Below are 20,539 nucleotides of genomic sequence, written 5' to 3' on the forward strand. Positions count from 1 at the left end.
ACGCCGTGGCGCCCACCGGGAGGGTCTGGAGGGTCCGAAGAGGCTTCAGACGAACTCAGGCGTCCCGGCGGGCATGGTAAATCGGAACTCCGCGCCACCGCTGGGGGCGCGTCCGACGGTGATCGTGCCGCCGTGGGCCTCGACGAGGCCCTTGACGATGAACAGCCCCAGGCCGGTCCCGCTCCGACGCTTACTGCGCCAGAACTGGCGGAAGACGCGCGGAATGGTCTCGGGCGCTATGCCCTGGCCCTCGTCGCGCACCGACACCGCTGCCCCTCCTTCACACGGCTCGATCACGATACTGACAGTACCAGCGCCGTGCCGCACACCGTTTTCCACCAGGTTCGACAGGATCTGCTCGATCTTGTCGGCGTCCAGCCACATGCGCGGGAGTTCACCGCGTGTCTCGACCCGGAAACGTTCCTCGGGTTCGCCCGAGGCCACGCGCCCGGCCACGACACGGCGCACGGCCTCGGGAAGGTCGACGATCTGGCGGCGCACCTCCAGGCGGCCCGACTCGATGCGGGAGACGTCGAGCAGGTCGTGGATGAGGCGGGTGACACGGTCGGCGTCGGCGTTGACCGTCTCCAACATGAACAGTTTCTGCTTGTCGGTGAGCCTCTCCCACTTGGTGAGCAGGGTGGAGGTGAAGCCCTTGACGCTGGTCAGCGGTGAACGGAGCTCGTGGGCGACCTCCGACACCAGGTCGGCGCGGCTGCGCTCGGCGTGCGCGGAGGCGTCCCGCAGGGTGACGACCAGGCGGACCAGTTCTCCTCCCGGGCGGGCGCGCACGTAGCGCGCGGCGACCAGGAGTTCCCGGTCGTCGGGCAGCAGCAGGGTCCTCTCGGGCTGACGTACGCGGTCGCGCGCACCGTGGTAGGGGTCGCTGGCCTCCCACCAGTCGTTGCCGTCCTGCCCCAGCAACGGAAGAACGGCTCGGTAGTCGCGCCCCAGGGCCGACTCGGGAGGGATGCCGACGAGCTGCGCCGCGTGGGAGTTGAAGAGCACGACGCGTCCGCGGGCGTCGGCCACGACCACCCCGTCCGGCAGGTCGTCGGGGTGCAGGGGTGTGCCGCCGGACCCCAACGGGGCCTCGCCGATCTCCCACAGGGCGGTGGCCTGACCGTCGGGGCGTTTCCGTGGGGTGGAAGGGCGGACCCGATCGCCGGCGGGGGCCTCGGTGTCGGGACCCGTCCCGCGTCCGGAGTCGCCCGGAGGGTGCGCGGCACCGCCGCCCGCGTCCTTCGCCGGGTGGTCCACCTGCCGGCCGCTGCCCACGCCTCTCTCCGCTCCCCTTGAAGGTCCCCGACCACAGGCTCCTGGGTCAAGGACCGCTGACCGGTGGCCGACCCCCGTGGGCACCACCGCAGGTTCTCTACCCTGCACTTCCACCTGGTACGCCTCGCTGCCCGGCGAGCGAGGATCCGGCGGGAGAAGAGCGTACAGGTCCCTCCCTGGCGGTCCTCCGCCCGCTGGGATCGTGGACCGGAACGTACGGCGTGTACTCACGCGGTGTCGTCAAGCCTGCCGGTCCGTACCGGCCCGGCACAGCGCCCCGCCCATGATGCGGGTGGACGCGGCGGAGTCTACGCACGATCCGCATGAACCTTCCGCGATCCCCGTACCGGAACCCTATAGGCATCCTGCGCATGTGCACGTGCATTTCGGATGGTTCGGGAGGCGTGGACACCTCCGTGTTCCCGGATACGGCCCCCGCTCCGGGGGCGGCGCGGGCCGTCGGGAAGGTCACTCACGGTGATCCGCCCGGGGATGAGCTGGAATGATCCGAAGGCACCCGGAGAGGTTCAGGGGCGCCGCTGCTGTCGCGCGGTGGTGTACAGGCACACGGCTGCGGCCGTGGCCAGATTCAGGCTTTCGGCCCCGCCGTAGATGGGCACGCTGACCGCCCCGTCGGTCAGGCCGATCGTCTCCTCGGGCAGACCCCAGGCCTCGTTGCCGAACACCCATCCGACGGGGCCGTCCAGGTCGCCGGAGTCGGCGACGGCGTGCAGATCGCGTGGCCCACTGCCGTCCGCTGCCCACACCCGTGCGCCCGCCCCGCGGAGGAAGTCGACGGCGCGCGCCACCGGAACCCCCACGACCACGGGCAGATGGAACAGGCTTCCAGCGGAGGCCCGCACACACTTGCCGTTGTAGGGGTCGACGGAGGCGTCGGTGAAGATCACCGCGTCGGCTCCCGCCGCGTCGGCCGTACGCAGGACCGTGCCCGCGTTACCCGGGTCCCTCACGTGGGAGAGGACGGCCACCATACGCACCTCGCGGACGTCCTCCAAGGGGACGTCGACGAACTCGCAGACCGCGATGACGCCCTGGGGGGTCACTGTCTGGGCCAGCTCCGACATCACGTCCAGGGTCACCCTGTGGGTGGGCACCCCCACCGTGCGGGCCGCGTCCAACAGTTCGATGTGACGCCGCATGGCCTCCGCCGTGGCGTAGACCTCCACGACCACGGGGGGCGTCCCCCGTCTCCGCCCACCGCCGCCCGCAGCGCCCAGGGCCTCTCGCACCGCCTGCGGCCCTTCGGCCAGGAAGCGTCGCTCACGCTGACGGAAGGTGCGTTTGGCGAGCCGCCGAACCCCCTTGATCCTGGGCGACCGGATACTCGTGAATTCGTGGCTCGCCATCGCTGAACCGTTCTAGGCCGCGGCCTCGGCCGGAAGGGCCTTACGGGCCGTCTCCACCAGGCTCGCGAAGGCGGCCTCGTCGTTGACCGCGAGCTCGGCGAGCATGCGGCGGTCGACCTCGACACCGGCCAGCTTCAGACCCTGCATGAAACGGTTGTAGGTCAGGCCGTGGGCTCGGGAGGCGGCGTTGATGCGCTGGATCCACAGGCGACGGAACTGGCCCTTACGGTCCTTGCGGTCCCGGTAGGCGTAGGTCATCGAGTGGAGCATCTGCTCCTTGGCCTTGCGGTACAGGCGCGAACGCTGACCGCGGTAGCCGCTCGCCCGGTCGAGAACGACCTTGCGCTTCTTCTTGGCGTTGAGAGCCCGCTTCACGCGTGCCACTGGAACTCCCTAGTTGTCTCTTACGGCGCGCATGGCGCGCCAATCAGCCCGACTCCGCGGAGCCCGGCGACCATGTTGCCTGGTGTGGTTCCCTGCCGAGGGCCGTCACCGCGCCGACTGTGCCCGGCACATGGGCGCTCCCGGAGGAAGAGGTGCGGACCTACCTGCCGAGCAGCTTGCGCATGCTCTTGGTGTCCGCGGGAGAGACCACGGCCTCCTTGCCCAGCCTGCGCTTACGCTTGGAGGTCTTGTGCTCGAGAATGTGGTTCTTGTTGGCACGGCGGCGCACGAGCTTGCCGGAGCCGGTGACCTTGAAACGGTCCTTGGCCCCACTGTGGGTCTTGTTCTTCGGCATGTCGCCGTCGTCTCCTACTCCGTCGGTGTGTCGTCCGTCCGAGGACGGACGACACGGTTCTTCCGCTGCTCTGGCGGAACCCATGTACACCGAATCCGCATCCGGCCCCTACGCGCACAGCCCACCCACCACCCGGCGCCTTCCCGGCGACCGGGCGGTGGGGGACTTCCCGTGGCTAGGCGCCCGAGTTCTGCTCTCGGCGGGACTTGTCCCCCGCCGCGCGGGCTTCGGCCTTGTGCTCGGACCGCCGCTTGTGCGGACCGATCACCATGACCATGTTGCGGCCGTCCTGCTTGGGCTGCGACTCCACGGTGCCAAGATCCTGAACGTCCTCGGCCAGCCTCGCCAGCAGTCGGCGCCCCAGCTCCGGCCGGGACTGCTCGCGACCGCGGAACATGATCGTCACCTTGACCTTGTCCCCGCCCTTGAGGAACCGCACCACGTGACCCTTCTTGGTCTCGTAGTCGTGCGGGTCGATCTTCGGACGGAGCTTGATCTCCTTGATGATCGTGTTCGACTGGTTCTTGCGCGACTCGCGGGCCTTGACCGCGGACTCATACTTGAACTTGCCGTAGTCCATCAGCTTGGCGACCGGCGGGCGCGCGGTCGGGGCGACCTCGACCAGGTCGAGGTCGGACTCCTGGGCCAGACGCAGGGCGTCCTGCACGGAGACTATTCCGACCTGTTCACCATTGGGTCCGACGAGACGGACCTCGGGCACCCGGATTCGGTCATTGATGCGGGGCTCGGCGCTGATGGGACCCCTCCCTAGCTTTCTCGGATTATCTGGGAACGGTCGTCCACCGGACGGTGGTCGACCCTGCGGGGCGAGTCGCCCTCGTCCTTCAGGGCCACTCGTCCTTGTCGGGGTCCACATACAGCAAAACCCCGCCAGCGTGTGCAAACGGGGTGATCCGATCGGTCGTTCTCGGCGCGAGCGAACGCGCGCACCAGGAGCCCAGGACGCGGGCCCCGGTGAACCAAGCGCGAGGCGCTCGATCGCCGGACCGGAACCTGCGCGGGCCGTACCCGGCAGGTGGGAGGATCATCTCCGCTTGCGGCTCCGGTGTGCGACACACCGGAGCAAGTCGATAATCCATCGTACCAGGGGTCGATCCCCCGTGCGTCCACCGTCTCCGCTCGAAGTCGGGCGCGAGCGGCGCGAGCGGGCCCAAGACCCGCTCAGCCGCCCCCGCTCCGGCGGGCCAGCTCGGCCTCGCCCGCCTCACGCATGGCCTTCACCGGGACGTCGTCGACGCCCGTCATCAGCCGGACCTGCTCCACGGCCTGGTGCAGCAACATGGGGAACCCACCGACCACACGGCCCCCACGCGCGGCGACGGCCGCGGCGACGCGGGTGGGCCAGGGCGCGTAGACGACGTCGAACAGGTCGGCACGGGATGCGGCGACCAGGTCGGCATAGCGGTCGGCGGCACCCGAGGGCAGGGAGGAGACCACCAGGTCCACGTCCAGCCGCTCCCCCGCTTCCGAGAGCGTCCCGACCTCCAGCGGATGGCCGATCCTCCGTGCGGCGGCGACCAGGTCCTCGGTACGTCGGGGGTCGCGTACCAGCACGGTGACCGGAGAGGACAGGCCCAGCGAGACCAACGCGGCCAGCGCGGAGGCCGCGGTGGCTCCGGCCCCCAGGATGACCGCGCTGCGCGGTGCGCCCACCCCGGCCTCCGTCAGGGCCTCGGCGATGCCCGCCACGTCGGTGTTGTGGGCCTGCCAGTCCCCGCCCCGACGAACGAGGGTGTTGGCACCGCCCACGCGCCGGGACAGATCGCTGACCGTGTCGGCCAGGTCCAGGGCACGGCGTTTGAGGGGCATGGTCAGGGACAGACCCGCCCACTCGTCTCCGAGCCCGCCGAGGAAGGCGGCGAGCTCTTCCTCAGCGCACTCGTGCATTCCGTAGGACCACTCGTCCAGGCCCATCGCCGTGTAGGCGGCGGTGTGCAGGACCGGTGAGAGCGAGTGGGCCACAGGTGAGCCCAGTACCGCGGCACGCACGCGTGACCGTCCCTTCTTCCCTACCATTCGGACTGGTGCTCGGCCACCATCTCGTTGTGCTCCTCCAGGGTGGTGGAGAAGCCGGTCGTACCGTTCTCGGGATCGACGAGGGCGAAGTAGAGGTAGTCCACGTCGGCCGGTTCCAGCGCCGCCTCGATCGCGACCTTGCCGGGGGGAACGAACGGTCCGGCGGGGAGGCCGACCATACCGTAGGTGCTGTAACCACGAGGATCGGACTCACAGGACGCACGCTGTTCGTTGTTCAGGTACGTGCCCTTCTCACCCAGGACGTAGAAACAGGTGCTGTCCATCTGGAGTTCCATGTCCAACTCCAGGCGGTTGTGCACGACCGCCGAGATGAGGGGCATGTCCTCCTCCGTGCCGGTCTCGGCCTGGATGATGGACGCGATCGCCATGATCTCGTTGGCGTCGCGACCGAGTTCGGCGGCCTGCGCCTCCAGGTCCAGTTCCTCGGCGACCTGGTGGAACTGCGCGACCATGGTACGCAGCACCGTCCCGGCCTCTGTTCCGGAGTCGAACCGATAGGTCTCGGGGAACAGGTACCCCTCGGGGCCTTGGGTCGCGTATTCGGGCAGGCCCAGCGACTCGACGTCGGCGTAGGCCTCCTCGAAGTCGGACACGGGGATGCCCAGCTCGTCGGAGAGGTGCTGGAAGATCTCCTCCGACCTCAACCCCTCGGGGATGGTGACACGTCCACCGAGGCGGTTGGCGGGGTCGAGCAGCGCGGCCACGGCGGCCGCCCCGCTCATCCCCCGGGCCAGGGAGTAGCTGCCCGGGACGAGACCGTCGCCGAGTTCCTCGGGCGGGACGTCCTCCAACGCGTTGGTGAACGCGCGCCTGCTGGCCACCACACCGAGATCGGCGAGGTTGGCCCCCACGACCGCTCCGCTGTCGTCCTGCTCGATGACGAGGATGACCTCGCCACTGCCCTGTCCCTCGAAGTCGGGCGGGAAGACGTAGGTGCGTACGACGCCGTAGCCGCCGCCCACGATCCCCAGGAGGAGGACCAGGGCCAGCACGATCATCAGGGTCTTGTTCCTGCGGTGGCGGTCCCTGCCGGCCTTGCCGGCGTTGGCGCGGGCACGCTTGAGCTCCTTGGCCTTCTTACGGCTGCGTCGGCCGCCGCCGTAGGCCTCGGCGAGGTCGGCGAGGTTGGGCTCCTCGTACTGGTACTCCTCCGTCTCCTCCTCGGGCTCCTCCCGCCGTCCGCGCCTGCGCCGGCCCCCGCGGCGTCCGCGGGGTTCCTCGTCCTCCTCCGTCGAACGCGCGCGACGGCTACGGCGGCCACGCGGCTCGGGCTCCTCCTCCGGGGCGCTCGCCTCGAACGCTCCGGTGTCGGGACCCCCGTCCGCGTCAGGATCCGGGGTCCGGGAGAACGCCTCCTCCGACCGATCGGCACGCTCGGCCCGCGAACGGCGGCCACGACGTCTCGCGGGGCGTCCGTCGAGTTCGTCGAACGCTCCGCCTTCGGCGCCCGTGTCCGCGTCGGGCCCGGGCACCTCGGCGGGCGTCTCCTCCGAGCGGCCGGCCCGCGAACGACGACCACGACGTGGCGAGGGCTCCTCCTCCACGGCCGCGAAGGCACCGGTGTCGGCGGAGCTGTTCACGCCGGGGAAGCTCCCCGAGAAGGTGTCCTCGTCCTCGGGGACATCGTCGAAGAAACCACCGCTGGGCTCGTCGTCACGCCGTGAGCGCTTACGACGTCCCCGACGTCCCTGAGGCTGCTCTTCGGGCGGCGTCGTCTCGGAGTCGGCGATGGGGGTCGCTCGCCTGCGCCGGCCTCCGCGACCGACCGGACCGGTGTCCTCCTCCCGGACACGGTCGGGCCCCGATTCGCCGTCCGGACGAGCCCGACGACCACGGCGAGGCGGCCCTTCCGCTCCCGAGGCCTGCCGGGCCTCGGGCCGGGGCGGAGCGGTGCTCTCCCCCAGGTTGGCGAGGGCCGCCAACGCGTCCTGGGTCGGGTCGGAGGCGGGGGGACCGTGCGGAGGGGCCGCGCCGGAAGGGGGCGGAGAGGCCGGAGAGGGCGCACCGTGCATGGGCGGAGCGGTCATATCGGGTCCGGGCCCGCCCGGGGATCGACGGGCCTCGGAACGCGCGGCCCGTCCACCGCGCAGCGCGTCGGCGGCACCGAAGCGCCGGGGCGGGGCCGCGGGGCCGGGGGGTTCGGCGTGACGGCGCCCGGGCGGCGGGGACGCGGGGTCCAGCGGGTCGTACTCCTGAGCGCCGCGGGGCGCGTATCCGGACGCGCGGAACTCACCTGTGGTGGGACCACCGAACCCGCCCGGACCCTGGTCCCAGGCGGGGGGCTCGGGACGTGCCCTTCGCCCGCGGGGGGGCTGGGGGTCGCCGAGCGGGTCGTGGTCATGACCGCGCTCGTGGCGGGGGTGCCCACGATAGGGATCGTCGGGGTAGTCATCCCTGTCGTTCATTCTTCTCCCTGGCTGGAGCGGACGATCTCGCCCGGGGGATGGCCTGTTGACCGTTCCTGGTCCAAGGCACTCTGGAGGAGCACTGTGGCGGCGGCCTGGTCGATGACCGATCTGCGGGCCCGTCCGCCCTTGGCTCCTCGCTTGGCGAAGGAACCTCCGGAGAGCAGTTGCTCCTGGGCGGTCACCGTGGTGAGGCGTTCGTCGACCAGGCGGACGGGGACGGGGTGCAGGAGTTCGGCGAGCGTGTTCGCGAACTCCCTCGCCGAACGCGCCGCCGGGCCTTCCCGGCCTGACAGTGAGGCAGGGTAGCCCACGATGACCTCCCGCGCCTCCCGCTCCAGGACCAGCAGGGCGATCCGCTGGAGATCTCCTCTGCCACGCGGAATCGTTTCGACCGGGCTGGCGAGCATACCGCTCGGATCGCTGGCGGCGACTCCGATACGGGCGTTACCGGGGTCCACGGCCAGGCGTACACCGTGCCTCAAGAGGACCTCTCCCCCGGACCGGGGACGGTGCACGGGCGTGCCGTGCCGTTGACGGCACGGCACCGCGGTCGGGAAATCCTCAACACGGTGGTCCTGTTCATCAGCTGGGTCGCGGGGGAGCCCGCACAGACAGCCGTGGGATCGGCTGCGACGCGCCACAGTATGCCCGATGCGGGCGGTGCACGACCTCGGAGGCAGCCGCCGCGTGGGGCCACGTGTCACTCCGAACGCCTGGCAGGGGGCTGCCTCGGCATGGTCGGGGTCGGACGCGCTCGGTCCGAGTGTAAAACACTTCGGAGCCGCTCCGACTCCGACCGGAACCGGAACGGCCCTCGACCGGGACCCTTTCGGGGCCTGCGCCCCGTCGTCACCGGATCGCACCGCCTGGACCCTCGTGTCCACGGGCGGTGGAATTCTCCACATCATCACAGACAGCGACATTACAGATTCGCTGTGCCTATCTGCGGAATTTCGCCCCTCGTGTCACGAAATGGACACAAGGGGGGATGACGTGGAGCCCACACGAAGGCGTGTACGGCGCCGAGCCCGGCCACCGCACACGCCCCCTGGAACGGTCAGCCCCTGGCCACGCGCTCCTCCACCGCACGCAGGGCCTCGTCGACCTTGCCGGGGTCGCTGCCGCCCCCCTGGGCGATGTCGGGCCTGCCCCCGCCACCACCACCGAGCGCGCGGGCCGCGACGCCCACCAACTCGCCCGCCTTGATCCCGGCCTTCTGCGCGGCCTTGTTCACCGCGATCACCACGACAGGGCGGTCCTTGGGCACCGCGGTCATCGCCACGACCACGGGCCCGTCCTCACCCAGACGTCCGCGCACGTCCATCACCAGCTTGCGCAGATCGTCGCCACTGGCGCCCTCCGGCGCCGGGGAGGCCACGACCAGCGTGTCGCCGTGGCGGCGTGCGCCCTCGGCGAGCGGACCGGCCGCCTGGAGCACCTGCGAGGCACGCAGCTTCTCGATCTCCTTCTCCGCCGCGCGCAGCCGGGAGAGCATGGAGTCGATACGCTCGGGCAGTTCCTCCCTCGGCGCCTTGAGCTGTTCGGAGAGCCGGCCGACCAGGGCCGACTCCCTGGACAGTCGTCGGAACGCGTCCACTCCCACGGCCGCCTCCACGCGCCGCACCCCGGAGCCGATGGAGGACTCCCCCAGGAGTTTGACGATGCCCAACCTGGCCGTGGAGGGCACGTGGGTGCCACCGCACAGCTCGATGGAGTAGTCGCTCATCTCCACCACGCGCACACGGTCGCCGTACTTCTCACCGAACATGGCCAGGGCGCCCATCCTCAGCGCCTCGTCCAGGCCCCTCTCCTGGCTCTGGACCGGGATGTCCCCGGCCAGGACGGTGTTGACCTCCTCCTCGACCTCCGTCAGGCGATCGTCGCCCAGCGCGTGGTCGGCGGTGAAGTCGAACCGCAGGTGACCGGGACGGTTCTCCGAGCCCGCCTGTCCCGCCGAGGGGCCCAGGGAGTTGCGCAACGCCGCGTGGAGGAGGTGGGTGGCCGAATGCGAACGCTCGATGGCGTGGCGGCGGCCGGTGTCGATGGTGGCGTGCGCGGTGTCGTCCAGAACGACCTCACCCGAACGGACGGTGCCACGGTGCACGAACAGGCCGGGCAGGGGCTTTTGCACGTCCTCCACGTCCACGACGCCGCGTCCGTCCACGGTCAGCGTGCCGGTGTCGGCGAGCTGGCCGCCGCTCTCGGCGTAGAACGGGGTGCGGTCGAGGATGATCTCGACCTTGTCGCCCGCACGGGCCACGGGCACGGAGGCGCCGTCGACGACCATGCCCTTGATCTGGGACTCGCTCTCGGCGTCGGTGTAGCCGAGGAAGTCGGTCGCCCCCGCGCCCTCCAGCAACCGTCCGTACAGCGAGATGTCGGCGTTGCCGAGCTTCTTGGCCTTGGCGTCGGCCTTGGCGGTGTCCTTCTGGCGCTGCATGAGCTCGCGGAAGGCCTTCTCGTCCACCGACAGACCCTGCTCGGCCGCCATCTCCAGGGTCAGGTCGATGGGGAAGCCATAGGTGTCGTGCAGTTGGAAGGCGTCCGCGCCGGAGAAGACGGTGCCGCCCGCGGCACGGGTACGCTCGGCCACCCGGCCGAACAGGGTCGTCCCCGCGCGCAGGGTGTCGGCGAAGTTCTTCTCCTCGGTGTCGATCACCCCGTGGATGGTCTCGGCCTTGTCCAGCAGTTCGGGGTAGATGTCCTTCATCGCGTCGATGCTGACCTCGGTCAGCTCGTGGAGGAAGGCCGTGTCACCACCCGACAGCAGGCGTAGGTTGCGGATGGAGCGGCGCAGGATGCGGCGCAGAACGTATCCGGCCTTCTCGTTGCCGGGCTTGACCCCGTCACCGACGAGCATGACGGCACTGCGCACGTGGTCGGCGACCACACGGAGCATGACGTCCTGCTCCTCATTCTCGCCGTATCGGGTACCGGTGAGATCGGCCGCGCGGTGCAGGACACGACCGATGATGTCGGTCTCGTAGATGTTGTCGACGCCCTGCATGACCGCCGCGAGGCGCTCCAGACCCATCCCCGTGTCGATGTTCCTCTTCGGCAGCTCGCCGAGGATCGGGTAGTCCTTGCCGCTGCCCTCGCCCCGCTCGTACTGCATGAAGACGAGGTTCCAGATCTCGACGTAGCGGTCCTCGTCCGCCGCAGGGCCTCCCTCGGCTCCGTAGGCGGGACCACGGTCGTAGAAGATCTCCGAGCAGGGGCCACAGGGACCGGGCACGCCCATGTCCCAGTAGTTCTCCTCCTTGCCCAGGCGCTGGATGCGCTCGGGGCGCACTCCCACCTTGTCCCGCCAGATGGCCTCGGCCTCGTCGTCGTCCAGGTAGACGGTGACCCACAGCTTCTCCGGATCGATCCCGAAGCCGCCCTGGTCGACGGGGGTGGTGATGAGCTCCCACGCCAGCGGGATGGCCCTCTCCTTGAAGTAGTCGCCGAAGGAGAAGTTGCCCAGCATCTGGAAGAAGGTGGCGTGCCGGGAGGTCTTGCCGACCTCCTCGATGTCGATGGTGCGGATGCACTTTTGGACACTGGCGACGGTGCTGTGGGGAGGAGTGCGCTCGCCCAGGAAATAGGGCTTGAACGGGACCATGCCCGCCGGCACCAGCAGCAACGTGGGGTCCTCGGCGATGAGGCTTGCCGAGGGCACCACGGTGTGTCCGTTCTTCTCGAAGAAACCGAGGAAGCGGCGCGCGATCTCTGCCGTCTCCATTGATGCCCTCCTGTAATGGCTCCGCCGCCCGGAGCAAGGTGTCCGTCCCGACGTGGGACCGTTTCACGTGTGGTCGATAAGGGCCCATCGTAGAGGGGATCGCCACTCTGACGCGCACGGTTCATGGGAGGCCGCCGGTGCTTTCCGCCTCCGGACGACGGCGACGGCCTGGTCGTTCCCAGGCTATCGCCGCCGCCCACCGCCCCACCTCGGGCGAACGTGGTCATGGCGGGTGGTCCTCCCGGGCCCTCGGCGTGGGCCTCGGGGCGATCATCGCGGCGACGAGGGTCGGCGGAGCCGGAAGGGTCGGTCACCGCGAACGACCATGAGGGAGGAGGGGCGACGTCACACCGTGGAAGACGACGACGCTTCGGAACGGCTCCCACCCACCGCGCCCTGAGAGAAGGACCGAGGTGAGGCAGACGGTGCCGTGGACCGTGGGGCCGGGCGATGGCGCCGGTGAAGGCGGCGGGACCCCCTGTCGTCCTTCTCCGTGGCCCAAGGCCCCTCTCTCGGCCACCGAAGCCCAGAAGTACGACGGCGTCGAGGAGGGGCCCGGCAGGATCACCGAAGCCGCCGGTGGACATCGGCGCCCGCACGGTGACGACCGCCCCCGGCATGCTCCGGGAGGAGGAACGGAACACGGGGGCGGGGAGTCCTTCCCGCAAGGCCGTGTGCTCCGTCGAGGGTCGACCGGGGGCGGGCCGACGAGAATCGCGGCCGCACAGGCCGAGGGGGGACCGGCCGATCCCCCCTCGGTGTCGACGGTCATGGGAGCGTCAGTAGGCTCCAGGGTTCGCCGGAGCCTTGGTGTAGTAGGCGCGGCTGCTCTCCAGCAGCATGAGCACGATCATGACGATCGCGAAGATCAGGGGAACGATCGAGCCGAAGCCACCGGAGAAGACACTCACCACCAGGCTCAGCGCGGCCAACGCCTGGAAGACCACCACCGACCACAGCACGACGGGACTGCGACGCCCCATGAACGCGGCCAGAACGATGGAGATGACACCGTAGACGAACGGGATCGCTCCGACGGCGGCGAAGAGCGCCCCCGCCTCGGCGCCCGACAACGGCAGCCCCGTCTCCTCCAGGGCGCGCCGCATCTCCTCGCCGGCCGGCCCCTCGCTGACGGCCATCGCGGCGGTGAGCCACACCAGCCCGCCGAGCAACAGCCCACAGGCGCCGCCGATGAACATCAGTACTCGCACGGTGATGACCGGACCCGGCATCCTGGCCGGGCCCGTACCCGGAGCCCCGGGGACGGACTGCGGATGACCTCCGTACTGCCCGTGCTGGGGCGGGTACGGACCTCCGGGGTACTGCCCGCCGGGGTACTGCCCACCTTGGTTCGGGTCGTCCGAGGGTTGTCGCGGGTACACAGGCGGCCTCCGTCGGGTGGGAAACGTTCTCTCGTAAGTCCCTACCACGGTATCGCGAGGAGTATCACGGCACCGTACGGCCGACCCCATGGGTCCCTCAGGTCGGCTCCGGGGGTTCCTGTCCGGCGGGCAGGATTCTTCGGCCCTTCACCGGGGCGTAGCGGCGCAGGAGCTCCTCCTCCTGCTCACGGACCGCCTGGACCAGGTCCTCGTTGAGTTCGCGCAGAGCGCCACGGTACTCGGTGACGTGTCCTTCCACGCGTTCGGCGATACCGCCCGGGGTCAGGGCTCTCCTGGCCCGGTTGACCCGGTGGACCGCGTAACCGCCGATGGCGGCCCCCGCCACGAGATACAACAGTCTGCCGATCACCGGTTCGCCTTCTTCCTACGTCCGCGCACCACCGCCAGGGTCTTGCGCTGGCCCAGGACTCGTCGCACGCCGTAGGACAGCGACGCCACCTTCACCAACGGCCCGGTGAACACCGAACGGGTCAGCGCCGTCATCGTGGAGACGTCCTCGGAACTGGCCTGCACGTTGGCGGTGATCTCCTCCACCCGTTCGAGTGACGTGTTGGTGCGTTCCACCGTCGAGGCGACGTCGTCCAGCAGCGGCGGGGTACGGTCCCCCAGTTCCGAGACGACCTTGGTCGCCTCGTTGATGAGTTTGATCAGTTTGACGAGCGCCACGCACATGAACGTGGCCAGCACCGCCCAGACCACCGCGGCGACGAGCGCGGCGACCTCTCCTCCGGTAAGCATGCGGGCTCCGTGGGCAGATAGAGGGTTCTTCGAGGGTGTGCGGCGGCCTCTCGCGCACGCGCCGGGCCCGGAGGGGGCGACGGGGCCCCGTGGTCCGCGGTCGGGCCGATTTTCGGCCGACCCTATCGTGTCCCCGGCCCGATCGGGCGGACACGCCACGGTGGAAGGACGGGGACCTCGCCGGCCGTGCTCGGTCGACCCTCACCCCAGGTGACCGATGGAGACCGTGGGGATCGACGTCCGGCCTCCCTCTGCCGGAGAATCGGGAATCACTGCGAAGCGGGATCTTGACTACGATGTCGGACACTCAGCCTCCCACCTGCCCATGAAGCATCGACAGGACACCCATGAGCCCTCGTTCTCCCCGAGAGATCTCCGTATTGGTTCCGCCGGATCTGGCCCCCCTCTATCCGGACGACCCTTCACGGATCGGTCCCTACCTGGTCCTGGGACGTCTGGGGCAGGGGTCCAGCGGCACCGTCTACGCCGCGGTGGACACCGCCTCCCCCAGTGCGGACGATCGCCTGGTGGCGGTCAAGACCCTCACCTCCCCCGAGCTGGACTCCCCCGATGCCCACCCGGCCCTGGAACAGCGCCTACGAGCCCTGTCCAACGTCGATTCCCGGCGCGTGGTCGTGCCTTTGGCCTTCGACGGCGACGCCAATCCGCCCTGGCTCTCCATGCCCTACCTGGCGGGCGAGCGCCTGTCCCACTACGTCACCAAACGTGGTGGTCTGGGCACGGGAAAGCTCATAGCCCTGGCCACGGGCCTGGCCGAAGGTCTGTCCGCGCTGCACGCGCGAGGGGTGGCACACGGATCACTGCGCCCCAGCGAGGTCCTGTTGGAGTCCCACGGACCGCACATCATGGAGTGCGCGGTCGCGGCCTCGGCGGAGCACCTGCGCGGTTCGGGTGCCACCTGGCTGAGTCCCGAGCGTTTCGGAGGCGGACCGGCCACACCCGCCGCCGACGTGTTCGCGTGGGGGGCCATCGTCGCCTTCGCCGGAACGGGCCGTCTGCCCTTCGGCCCTGGTGAGCCCGAGGAGATCGCGGAACGGGCCGCCCAGGGTTCCTTCGATCTGGACGGTCTGCCCAAGGGGCTGCGCCCGGTGGTCGGGCGTTCGCTGGACCCCGACCCGGAGCGTCGCCCCAGCCTGCGCGAGGTGCTCGGCGCGGTCATCGCGGTGTGGCAGTCCGAGAACTCCGCCTCCGAGAACGTCGAAGGCACGGATGCCTCACAGGCAACGTCCTCACCGGACCGGGACGAACTGGCGCTCATCCTGGAGCGGGAGTGGCACGCCGTGGAGCCTCCCGCCCGCGTGCCCGAGGTCGTCCGGTTGGAGGGACGGATGTCCAACCGGCGTCCCACCCGGACCCTGTTCCTGGCGGTCGGCGGGCTCCTGGCCCTGGGACTCGTCGGCGCCGGGGTGTGGGGGCTCTCCCAGGTGTCGGACTCCGACCAGGGCGAGGAGCCGGTCTCCGACGCCGCGGAGGAGGAGGCGGGGGAGGAGGAGCCCTCCGCGGAGGAGGACCCGTTGACCATGGTCGTGCGGTTCGATCCCGCCGAACAGGAGTCCCCCGGGTCGGGGCCGTGGGTGTACACCCCGGTCGACCGTGACGACGAACCGGTCCGTAACCAGGGGGTGCCCAGTCACAGCGCCTGGGCCGAGCAGTGGGAGGAGGCGGGGGAACCCGCCGAAGCGGTCATCGCCCCCGACGCGGAGGTCCTGTGCGCCAAGTTCTGCGCCGCGCCGGACCACGTCTTCCTCGATGAGGAGGGACGCGGCACCTGGGAACTGACCGGGGCCGACTTCATCGGCTATCTGTCGTGGGGGCCGGTGGTGATCGTGGAGGTCACCTTCGCCGAGGAGACCGAGGAGGACGGTGAGCCCCGTGAGATCGTGCGGATCACCGAGCTGTTCACCGACTGACGTGGCCGAGGTCGCGCGGAGCGACGGGGGCCGGGCCCGCACGGACGTCAGGCGTTGCGATCCTCGCCCCGTAGAACACTCCTGATGCGTTGGAGCACCTCGCCGAAGCGACGTTCGGCGCCGTGCCGGGTGGGCCGGTAGTACTCGCGGTCGGTCAGACCGTCGGGAGCGTGCCGCTGGGGAGCCACCCCGCCGGGAAAGTCGTGGGCGTAGCGGTAGCCCTTGCCGTGACCGAGTTCGGCGGCGCCCTTGTAGTGGCCGTCACGCAGGTGCGGGGGCACGGGTCCGGCGCGCCCCGCCCTGACGTCGGCCACCGCCGCGTCGATGGCGGTGATGACCGCGTTGGACTTGGGCGCCAGGCTGATGTGGATGACCGCCTGGGCCAGATTGATGCGCGCCTCGGGCATACCGATGAGTTCCACGGCCTGGGCCGCGGCCACGGCCGTCTGGAGCGCGGTGGGATCGGCCATGCCCACGTCCTCACTGGCGTGCACGACGACGCGGCGAGCGATGAAACGCGGATCCTCCCCGGCCTCGATCATGCGGGCGAGGTAGTGCAGCGCGGCGTCGGGGTCGGAACCGCGCATGCTCTTGATGAAGGCGCTGACCACGTCGTAGTGCTGGTCACCGGAACGGTCGTAGCGCACGGCGTGCCGATCCACGGCGCGCTCGACGTGCTCGGCGGTGATGAGGACCGGTCCGTCACCGGAGGCGCCGCCCTGGGTGGAGGGGCCGGCGACGAGTGCGGCGGCCTCCAGGTAGGTCAGGGACCGGCGCCCGTCACCACCGGCCAGACGCACGAGGTGGTCGGCACCCTCCTCCGAGAGCGTGTAGCGGCCGTCCAGGCCGCGCTCCTCGGTCAGGGCCCGTTCCACGAGGGCACGGATGTCGTCGTCGTCCAGGGACTCCAGTGACAGCAACAACGAACGGGACAGCAACGGGCTGACCACGGAGAAGAACGGGTTCTCGGTGGTGGCGCCGATGAAGCTCACCCAGCGGTTCTCCACCGCGGGCAACAGCGCGTCCTGTTGCGTCTTACTGAAACGGTGCACCTCGTCGACGAAGAGCAGGGTGCGCGTGCCGTGCATGCCCATGCGTCGACGCGCCTCGTCGACCACGGCCCGCACGTCCTTGACCCCGGCGTTGACCGCGGACAGCTCCACGAAGCGACGCTTGGTGGCACGGCTGACCACCGTCGCCAGAGTGGTCTTGCCGGTGCCGGGGGGACCCCACAGGAACACGGACATGGGGGCGTCGTCCTCGACCAGGCGCCGCAGCGGACTGCCCTGTCCCAGCAGGTGCCGCTGGCCCATGACCTCGTCCAGGGTGCGGGGGCGCATGCGTACCGCGAGCGGTTCCTGCCCCCGTGCGGCTTCGGCTCCGGCGTCGTCGAACAGTGTTTCGGACACGTTCTCAGGGTAGCGGTGACGGTCAGGTCCGCGAGGCCACCACAGACCGGTCCCTCGTCGGTGTCAGGGAGGGGACCATGCGGGTGACGAGCAGCGCGATGTCGTCGCCGCGACCCGCGGGAGCCCTCTCGGCCAGGACACGAGCGGCCTCCTCGGGGGTCTCGTGGTACTCGGCCAGGATCGCGCCGACCTCGGCCAGCCCCTCGCTCATCGGCACCTCCGAGCTCTCCACCAGCCCGTCGGAGCACAGCAGCAGTGCCGTCCCGGGCGGCAGCATGCGGGTGCTCACGACGTACTCGGTGTCGGGGAGCACTCCCAGGGGCGGACCGGTCTCGGGCTCCCAGAACTCGTAGTCGTCCTCGGAGGCCAGCACCACCGGCGGCTGACCCGCCCATGCGGCCTGCATGACCCCGCTCTCCCGGTCCACCACGAGATAACCGCAGGTGGCGAAGACGATCTCGCCGGTCTCGGTGAGCAGTCGGTTGGTCTCCCCCAGGACCACGCCGGGGTCGGACTGGTCGGTGGCGTAGGCGCGGAAGGCCAAACGGATCTGTCCCATGGCCGCTGCGGCCTCCACGCCGTGCCCCTGGACGTCGCCGACCAGGAGGCCGACCTTGTTCTCGGGCAGTTCGATGACGTCGTAGAAGTCGCCGCAGATACGCCACTCGGCGCGGGAGGGCAGGTACTTGGTGGCGATGTCCATGTCGGGGAAACTGGCCACCTGTCGGGGCAGCATGCGTCGCTGGACGGCGTCGGCCAGTTCGAGTTCGGCCTGTTGGGTCTTGATGCGCTGTAGGGCCTGACCGGCGAGGCCGGCGAAGGTGAGCATCAGTGCGCGCTCGTCACGGCCTGCGTGATGGGGGCGGTCCCACACCATCTGCCACACGCCCAGGGCCACCTTGCCGTCCCCGAAGATCGGCACGGTGGCCCAGGCCTGGCCGCGTACCTGGCGCATGAGCTCGACCGCCGCGGGAAAACGGCTGATGATCTCGGCACGGCTCTCGAAGAAGCGGGGTTGGCGGTCCTGGATGACCGCGCCCATGGGGAAGTCGGTGTCGTCGGCACGGCGACCGTCGATCTGGTCGATGTTGCCGCCCCGGGAACGGGCACTGGGCGAACTGCGCAACAGCCCGTCCTCGACATAGAGGGCAATGGCGTACAGACCACCGAATATGGGCAGGAACTCCTCGCTGAGCAGGTCCATGACCTTGTCGACGGTGGTGGCGGAGACGAGTTTGGAGGACAGCTCGGTGACCAGTCGACCGTGCTCCGCCTCGGTACGGCGACGATCGGCCAGACGACGTACGAGTTGGACGTGCTCGGTGACGTCATCGATGATGCCGACGAGCCGGTCGGGGTCCCCGGGCACGTAGCGGGCCCGCACGTGCAGAGAGCGCTCATCGCCCAGACGGTCGAAGACGCGCAGGCGCTGTTCGTAGTCGCGTCCGGCGAAGGAGGCGGACATGGCGTCCCGCACGCGCGCGATGTCGTCCGGATGGACCCGCTCCAGGATGCGTTCGAGTTCGCGTTCTCCCCCCGCCAGAAGGGCGCCCAGCGGGGTGGGGCCGAAGAGCTCGCGCATCATCCCGGTGCTCAGGTCCAGACTCCACATGACGGAGTCGGAGTTGTCGGTGCGCAGCTCGCTGACCACGCGCAGGTCGGTCTCCTCGGAGGAGAGGACGTGCAGCAGCACGACCACGCGCGCCCCCTCCCCTCCCGGCAGGGGACGCAGTCGGGCCTCCACCAGATGGGCGGCCTTGTCCGCCGCCCGCAACCGTAGACGGACGCGGCGTCCCCGAGCACCGGAGAGTGCCTGTTCGTGGGCGCGTGAACCGCGTTGGACGTCGTTGTCATCGAGGAGGTCGTACCATGCCCGTCCGACGAGATCGGCCTCGTCCAGATCCACGAGTTCGGTGAAGGCCAGGTTGGCGTACCAGATCGCGCCGTCGGCCAAGGCGAGCACCATGGGCTCGGGAGCGTGGGAGAACGCCTCCGCGAGAGCACCCTCGGAGCCACCCCCTACAGCGCGTTTTCCGTTCACGTATGACTCATCCTCATATCGTCTCGGACGTCACACCCGCGCCCGGGCGCGGTCACCCCTGAAACGTTCCGATCAGCTCATTCTAGATGTCCCGGGTCGGACCGGACCCGGCGCCGAACCGGGACGGCCACCGGCGCACCCGGCGCCTGGCGACCGCGTGACCTGTCGGACAGGTCTTCTCACGGTTCACCGGTACAGGGTGCCGGCGCTGAATTCCATATTCGGGACCGCACCCCGGCGGGCACAGGGCGTAAATCGTTACGACCGTGTGACTCAACGGCACAGAACTCACTCCACCACCGCCGCCGAACGCGTACGGAGATCTCCGTACATGCACCGTGTTCACTCCACAACACGTGCTCCACCACGGCGCGGGAGGGGTGATTCGCCCTCAACGGTAGGGGATGACGGCCCTCGACGCACCCGTATTGGGATAGTGAGTCCGTCTCCGGCCGGGCCCGCGTCCGATGATCGGCGTGCTCCGGCGTGACCGTGGAGAGCGGGCGAGGAGAAGGGGATCCGGGTGCCGCGTACACGTCAGGGCGGTGCGCGGTCCGCGCACCGCCCTGAGGTCGAGCGGATGTGGTCGATGTCCAGGAGAGCGCACTCGGCTCCGCGATAGGTACAGGTTCGTCCTCACTTGGAGAGAAGGTACTCACGAACCTCGTACCCGTACAGGGTGCTCTGCTGGTACTCCAGACTTTTGAGCGGACGACCAGCCGACAGAGCGTGCGTGTCGAAGACGTTCTGTTCCACATGCACCATCCGTACCGGCGCCCACCGAATCAGACAGTCCACCCAGCCGACCGTGGTCACCACCCGATGCCACAGGCTGGGAGGCGACCACCCGGCGGTGGCCTCACCTCGCGCATGACCTGTACCGGCTGCCGTCACACGGTCTCCGGATCCGTTTCCTCCCTGCCCCGGGGGTGTCCACTGATTCGGATTCCAGAGCAGGCCGCTGGTGAAGCCACGACCTGGTGGGTCTTCCCCTGCACGGAACGTAGCCGACTTCGGTCACCTCCTCACGATGTCGACTGGTGCCGGCAACGGCGATCCCCCACCTCGGGCGGGCGGGGGCTTTCACCCGTTCCGGCGAGGGTCTCGTTACGTAGGGCGTTTCGACAAGGAAGAACTCAGACCAGCTGAGGGCCGAAGACGCTGGTGTGACGATTCAGCACCGCCGTTCCGTCCCAGAGGAGCATCTCCTCCCGGAAGCAGAACCGCTCGTCTCCCTCGTCGTCCAGCTCGATGTGCATGGCGCTGTACAGTCCCAGCTCATATCCCTGCCCCAGCGTGTCAACCGCCCAGTGGTAGAGGTTCGCACCGCCGAGGACATTCTTGTCGGTCGGGTGCGTCACCAGGAGGGGAAACGTCGGGGCGTTGCGCGGTTCCGAAGAGGTACGCACGGCATAGAGCAGGAAGGCGTTCACCAGCAGTCAC

The 20,539-nt window shown here is 69.7% G+C and carries 17 protein-coding genes; 1 reads left to right on the plus strand and 16 read right to left on the minus strand.

The features are described 5' to 3' along the window. Positions 1-45: 45 nt before the first annotated feature. The 12 genes from PFX91_RS00130 to PFX91_RS00185 form a co-directional block, all read right to left on the minus strand. The gene (locus PFX91_RS00130; protein WP_285728490.1) at positions 46-1,278 is read right to left on the minus strand and encodes a sensor histidine kinase; all 1,233 of its coding nucleotides are present in this window, start codon (positions 1,276-1,278) and stop codon (positions 46-48) included. A gap of 527 nt (positions 1,279-1,805) precedes the next feature. Then, complete coding sequence (locus tag PFX91_RS00135) at positions 1,806-2,645, minus strand: TrmH family RNA methyltransferase (protein ID WP_285728491.1); 840 nt, start codon at positions 2,643-2,645, stop codon at positions 1,806-1,808. Between the two features lie 12 nt (positions 2,646-2,657). Further along, positions 2,658-3,029, minus strand: coding sequence for a 50S ribosomal protein L20 (gene rplT, locus PFX91_RS00140; protein WP_285728492.1), 372 nt, complete (start codon positions 3,027-3,029; stop codon positions 2,658-2,660). 160 nt (positions 3,030-3,189) lie between these two features. Next, a complete protein-coding gene (rpmI, locus tag PFX91_RS00145; protein WP_285728493.1) occupies positions 3,190-3,384 on the minus strand; it encodes a 50S ribosomal protein L35 in 195 nt (64 codons plus the stop codon). A gap of 175 nt (positions 3,385-3,559) precedes the next feature. After that, the gene (infC, locus tag PFX91_RS00150) at positions 3,560-4,141 is read right to left on the minus strand and encodes a translation initiation factor IF-3 (protein ID WP_285728943.1); all 582 of its coding nucleotides are present in this window, start codon (positions 4,139-4,141) and stop codon (positions 3,560-3,562) included. A gap of 425 nt (positions 4,142-4,566) precedes the next feature. Further along, positions 4,567-5,394: a shikimate dehydrogenase gene (locus PFX91_RS00155; protein ID WP_285728495.1), complete on the minus strand. Its 828-nt coding sequence runs from the start codon at positions 5,392-5,394 to the stop codon at positions 4,567-4,569. Positions 5,395-5,414: 20 nt separating this feature from the next. Beyond that, positions 5,415-7,847, minus strand: a complete 2,433-nt coding sequence (gene mltG / locus PFX91_RS00160; protein ID WP_285728497.1) for an endolytic transglycosylase MltG — start codon at positions 7,845-7,847, stop codon at positions 5,415-5,417. Beyond that, positions 7,844-8,332, minus strand: coding sequence for a Holliday junction resolvase RuvX (ruvX, locus tag PFX91_RS00165; protein ID WP_285728499.1), 489 nt, complete (start codon positions 8,330-8,332; stop codon positions 7,844-7,846). The genes mltG and ruvX overlap by 4 nt, the downstream gene beginning before the upstream one ends. 575 nt (positions 8,333-8,907) lie before the next feature. Next, entirely contained in the window at positions 8,908-11,574 is a 2,667-nt protein-coding gene (alaS, locus tag PFX91_RS00170) for an alanine--tRNA ligase (RefSeq protein WP_285728500.1), read from the minus strand. A gap of 779 nt (positions 11,575-12,353) precedes the next feature. Further along, complete coding sequence (locus tag PFX91_RS00175; RefSeq protein WP_285728501.1) at positions 12,354-12,956, minus strand: hypothetical protein; 603 nt, start codon at positions 12,954-12,956, stop codon at positions 12,354-12,356. Positions 12,957-13,053: 97 nt separating this feature from the next. After that, complete coding sequence (locus tag PFX91_RS00180; RefSeq protein ID WP_285728502.1) at positions 13,054-13,326, minus strand: DUF6167 family protein; 273 nt, start codon at positions 13,324-13,326, stop codon at positions 13,054-13,056. After that, the gene (locus PFX91_RS00185; RefSeq protein ID WP_285728503.1) at positions 13,323-13,715 is read right to left on the minus strand and encodes a DUF948 domain-containing protein; all 393 of its coding nucleotides are present in this window, start codon (positions 13,713-13,715) and stop codon (positions 13,323-13,325) included. Before PFX91_RS00185 ends, PFX91_RS00180 begins: the two co-directional genes overlap by 4 nt. Before the next feature lie 347 nt (positions 13,716-14,062). Here PFX91_RS00185 and PFX91_RS00190 point away from each other — a divergent pair, with 347 nt between their 5' ends. Further along, positions 14,063-15,646, plus strand: a complete 1,584-nt coding sequence (locus PFX91_RS00190) for a serine/threonine-protein kinase (RefSeq protein ID WP_285728504.1) — start codon at positions 14,063-14,065, stop codon at positions 15,644-15,646. Between the two features lie 47 nt (positions 15,647-15,693). On the opposite strand, the gene PFX91_RS00195 is transcribed toward PFX91_RS00190, so the two are convergent. The 4 genes from PFX91_RS00195 to PFX91_RS00210 all read right to left on the minus strand — a co-directional run bounded on the left by PFX91_RS00195 (position 15,694) and on the right by PFX91_RS00210 (position 20,529). Next, entirely contained in the window at positions 15,694-17,055 is a 1,362-nt protein-coding gene (locus tag PFX91_RS00195) for a replication-associated recombination protein A (RefSeq protein ID WP_285728505.1), read from the minus strand. Between the two features lie 22 nt (positions 17,056-17,077). Then, positions 17,078-19,096 carry a SpoIIE family protein phosphatase gene (locus PFX91_RS00200; RefSeq protein ID WP_285728507.1) on the minus strand — a complete coding sequence of 673 codons (2,019 nt, stop codon included), beginning with the start codon at positions 19,094-19,096 and terminating at the stop codon, positions 17,078-17,080. Positions 19,097-19,732: 636 nt separating this feature from the next. Then, positions 19,733-19,990, minus strand: coding sequence for an RRXRR domain-containing protein (locus PFX91_RS23210; RefSeq protein ID WP_502888217.1), 258 nt, complete (start codon positions 19,988-19,990; stop codon positions 19,733-19,735). 242 nt (positions 19,991-20,232) lie between these two features. After that, a complete protein-coding gene (locus PFX91_RS00210; RefSeq protein ID WP_285728510.1) occupies positions 20,233-20,529 on the minus strand; it encodes a hypothetical protein in 297 nt (98 codons plus the stop codon). Between the last annotated feature and the right edge of the window lie 10 nt (positions 20,530-20,539).

Origin of the sequence: Nocardiopsis sp. ATB16-24 (genome assembly GCF_030271535.1) — a bacterium.
Lineage (GTDB): Bacteria > Actinomycetota > Actinomycetes > Streptosporangiales > Streptosporangiaceae > Nocardiopsis.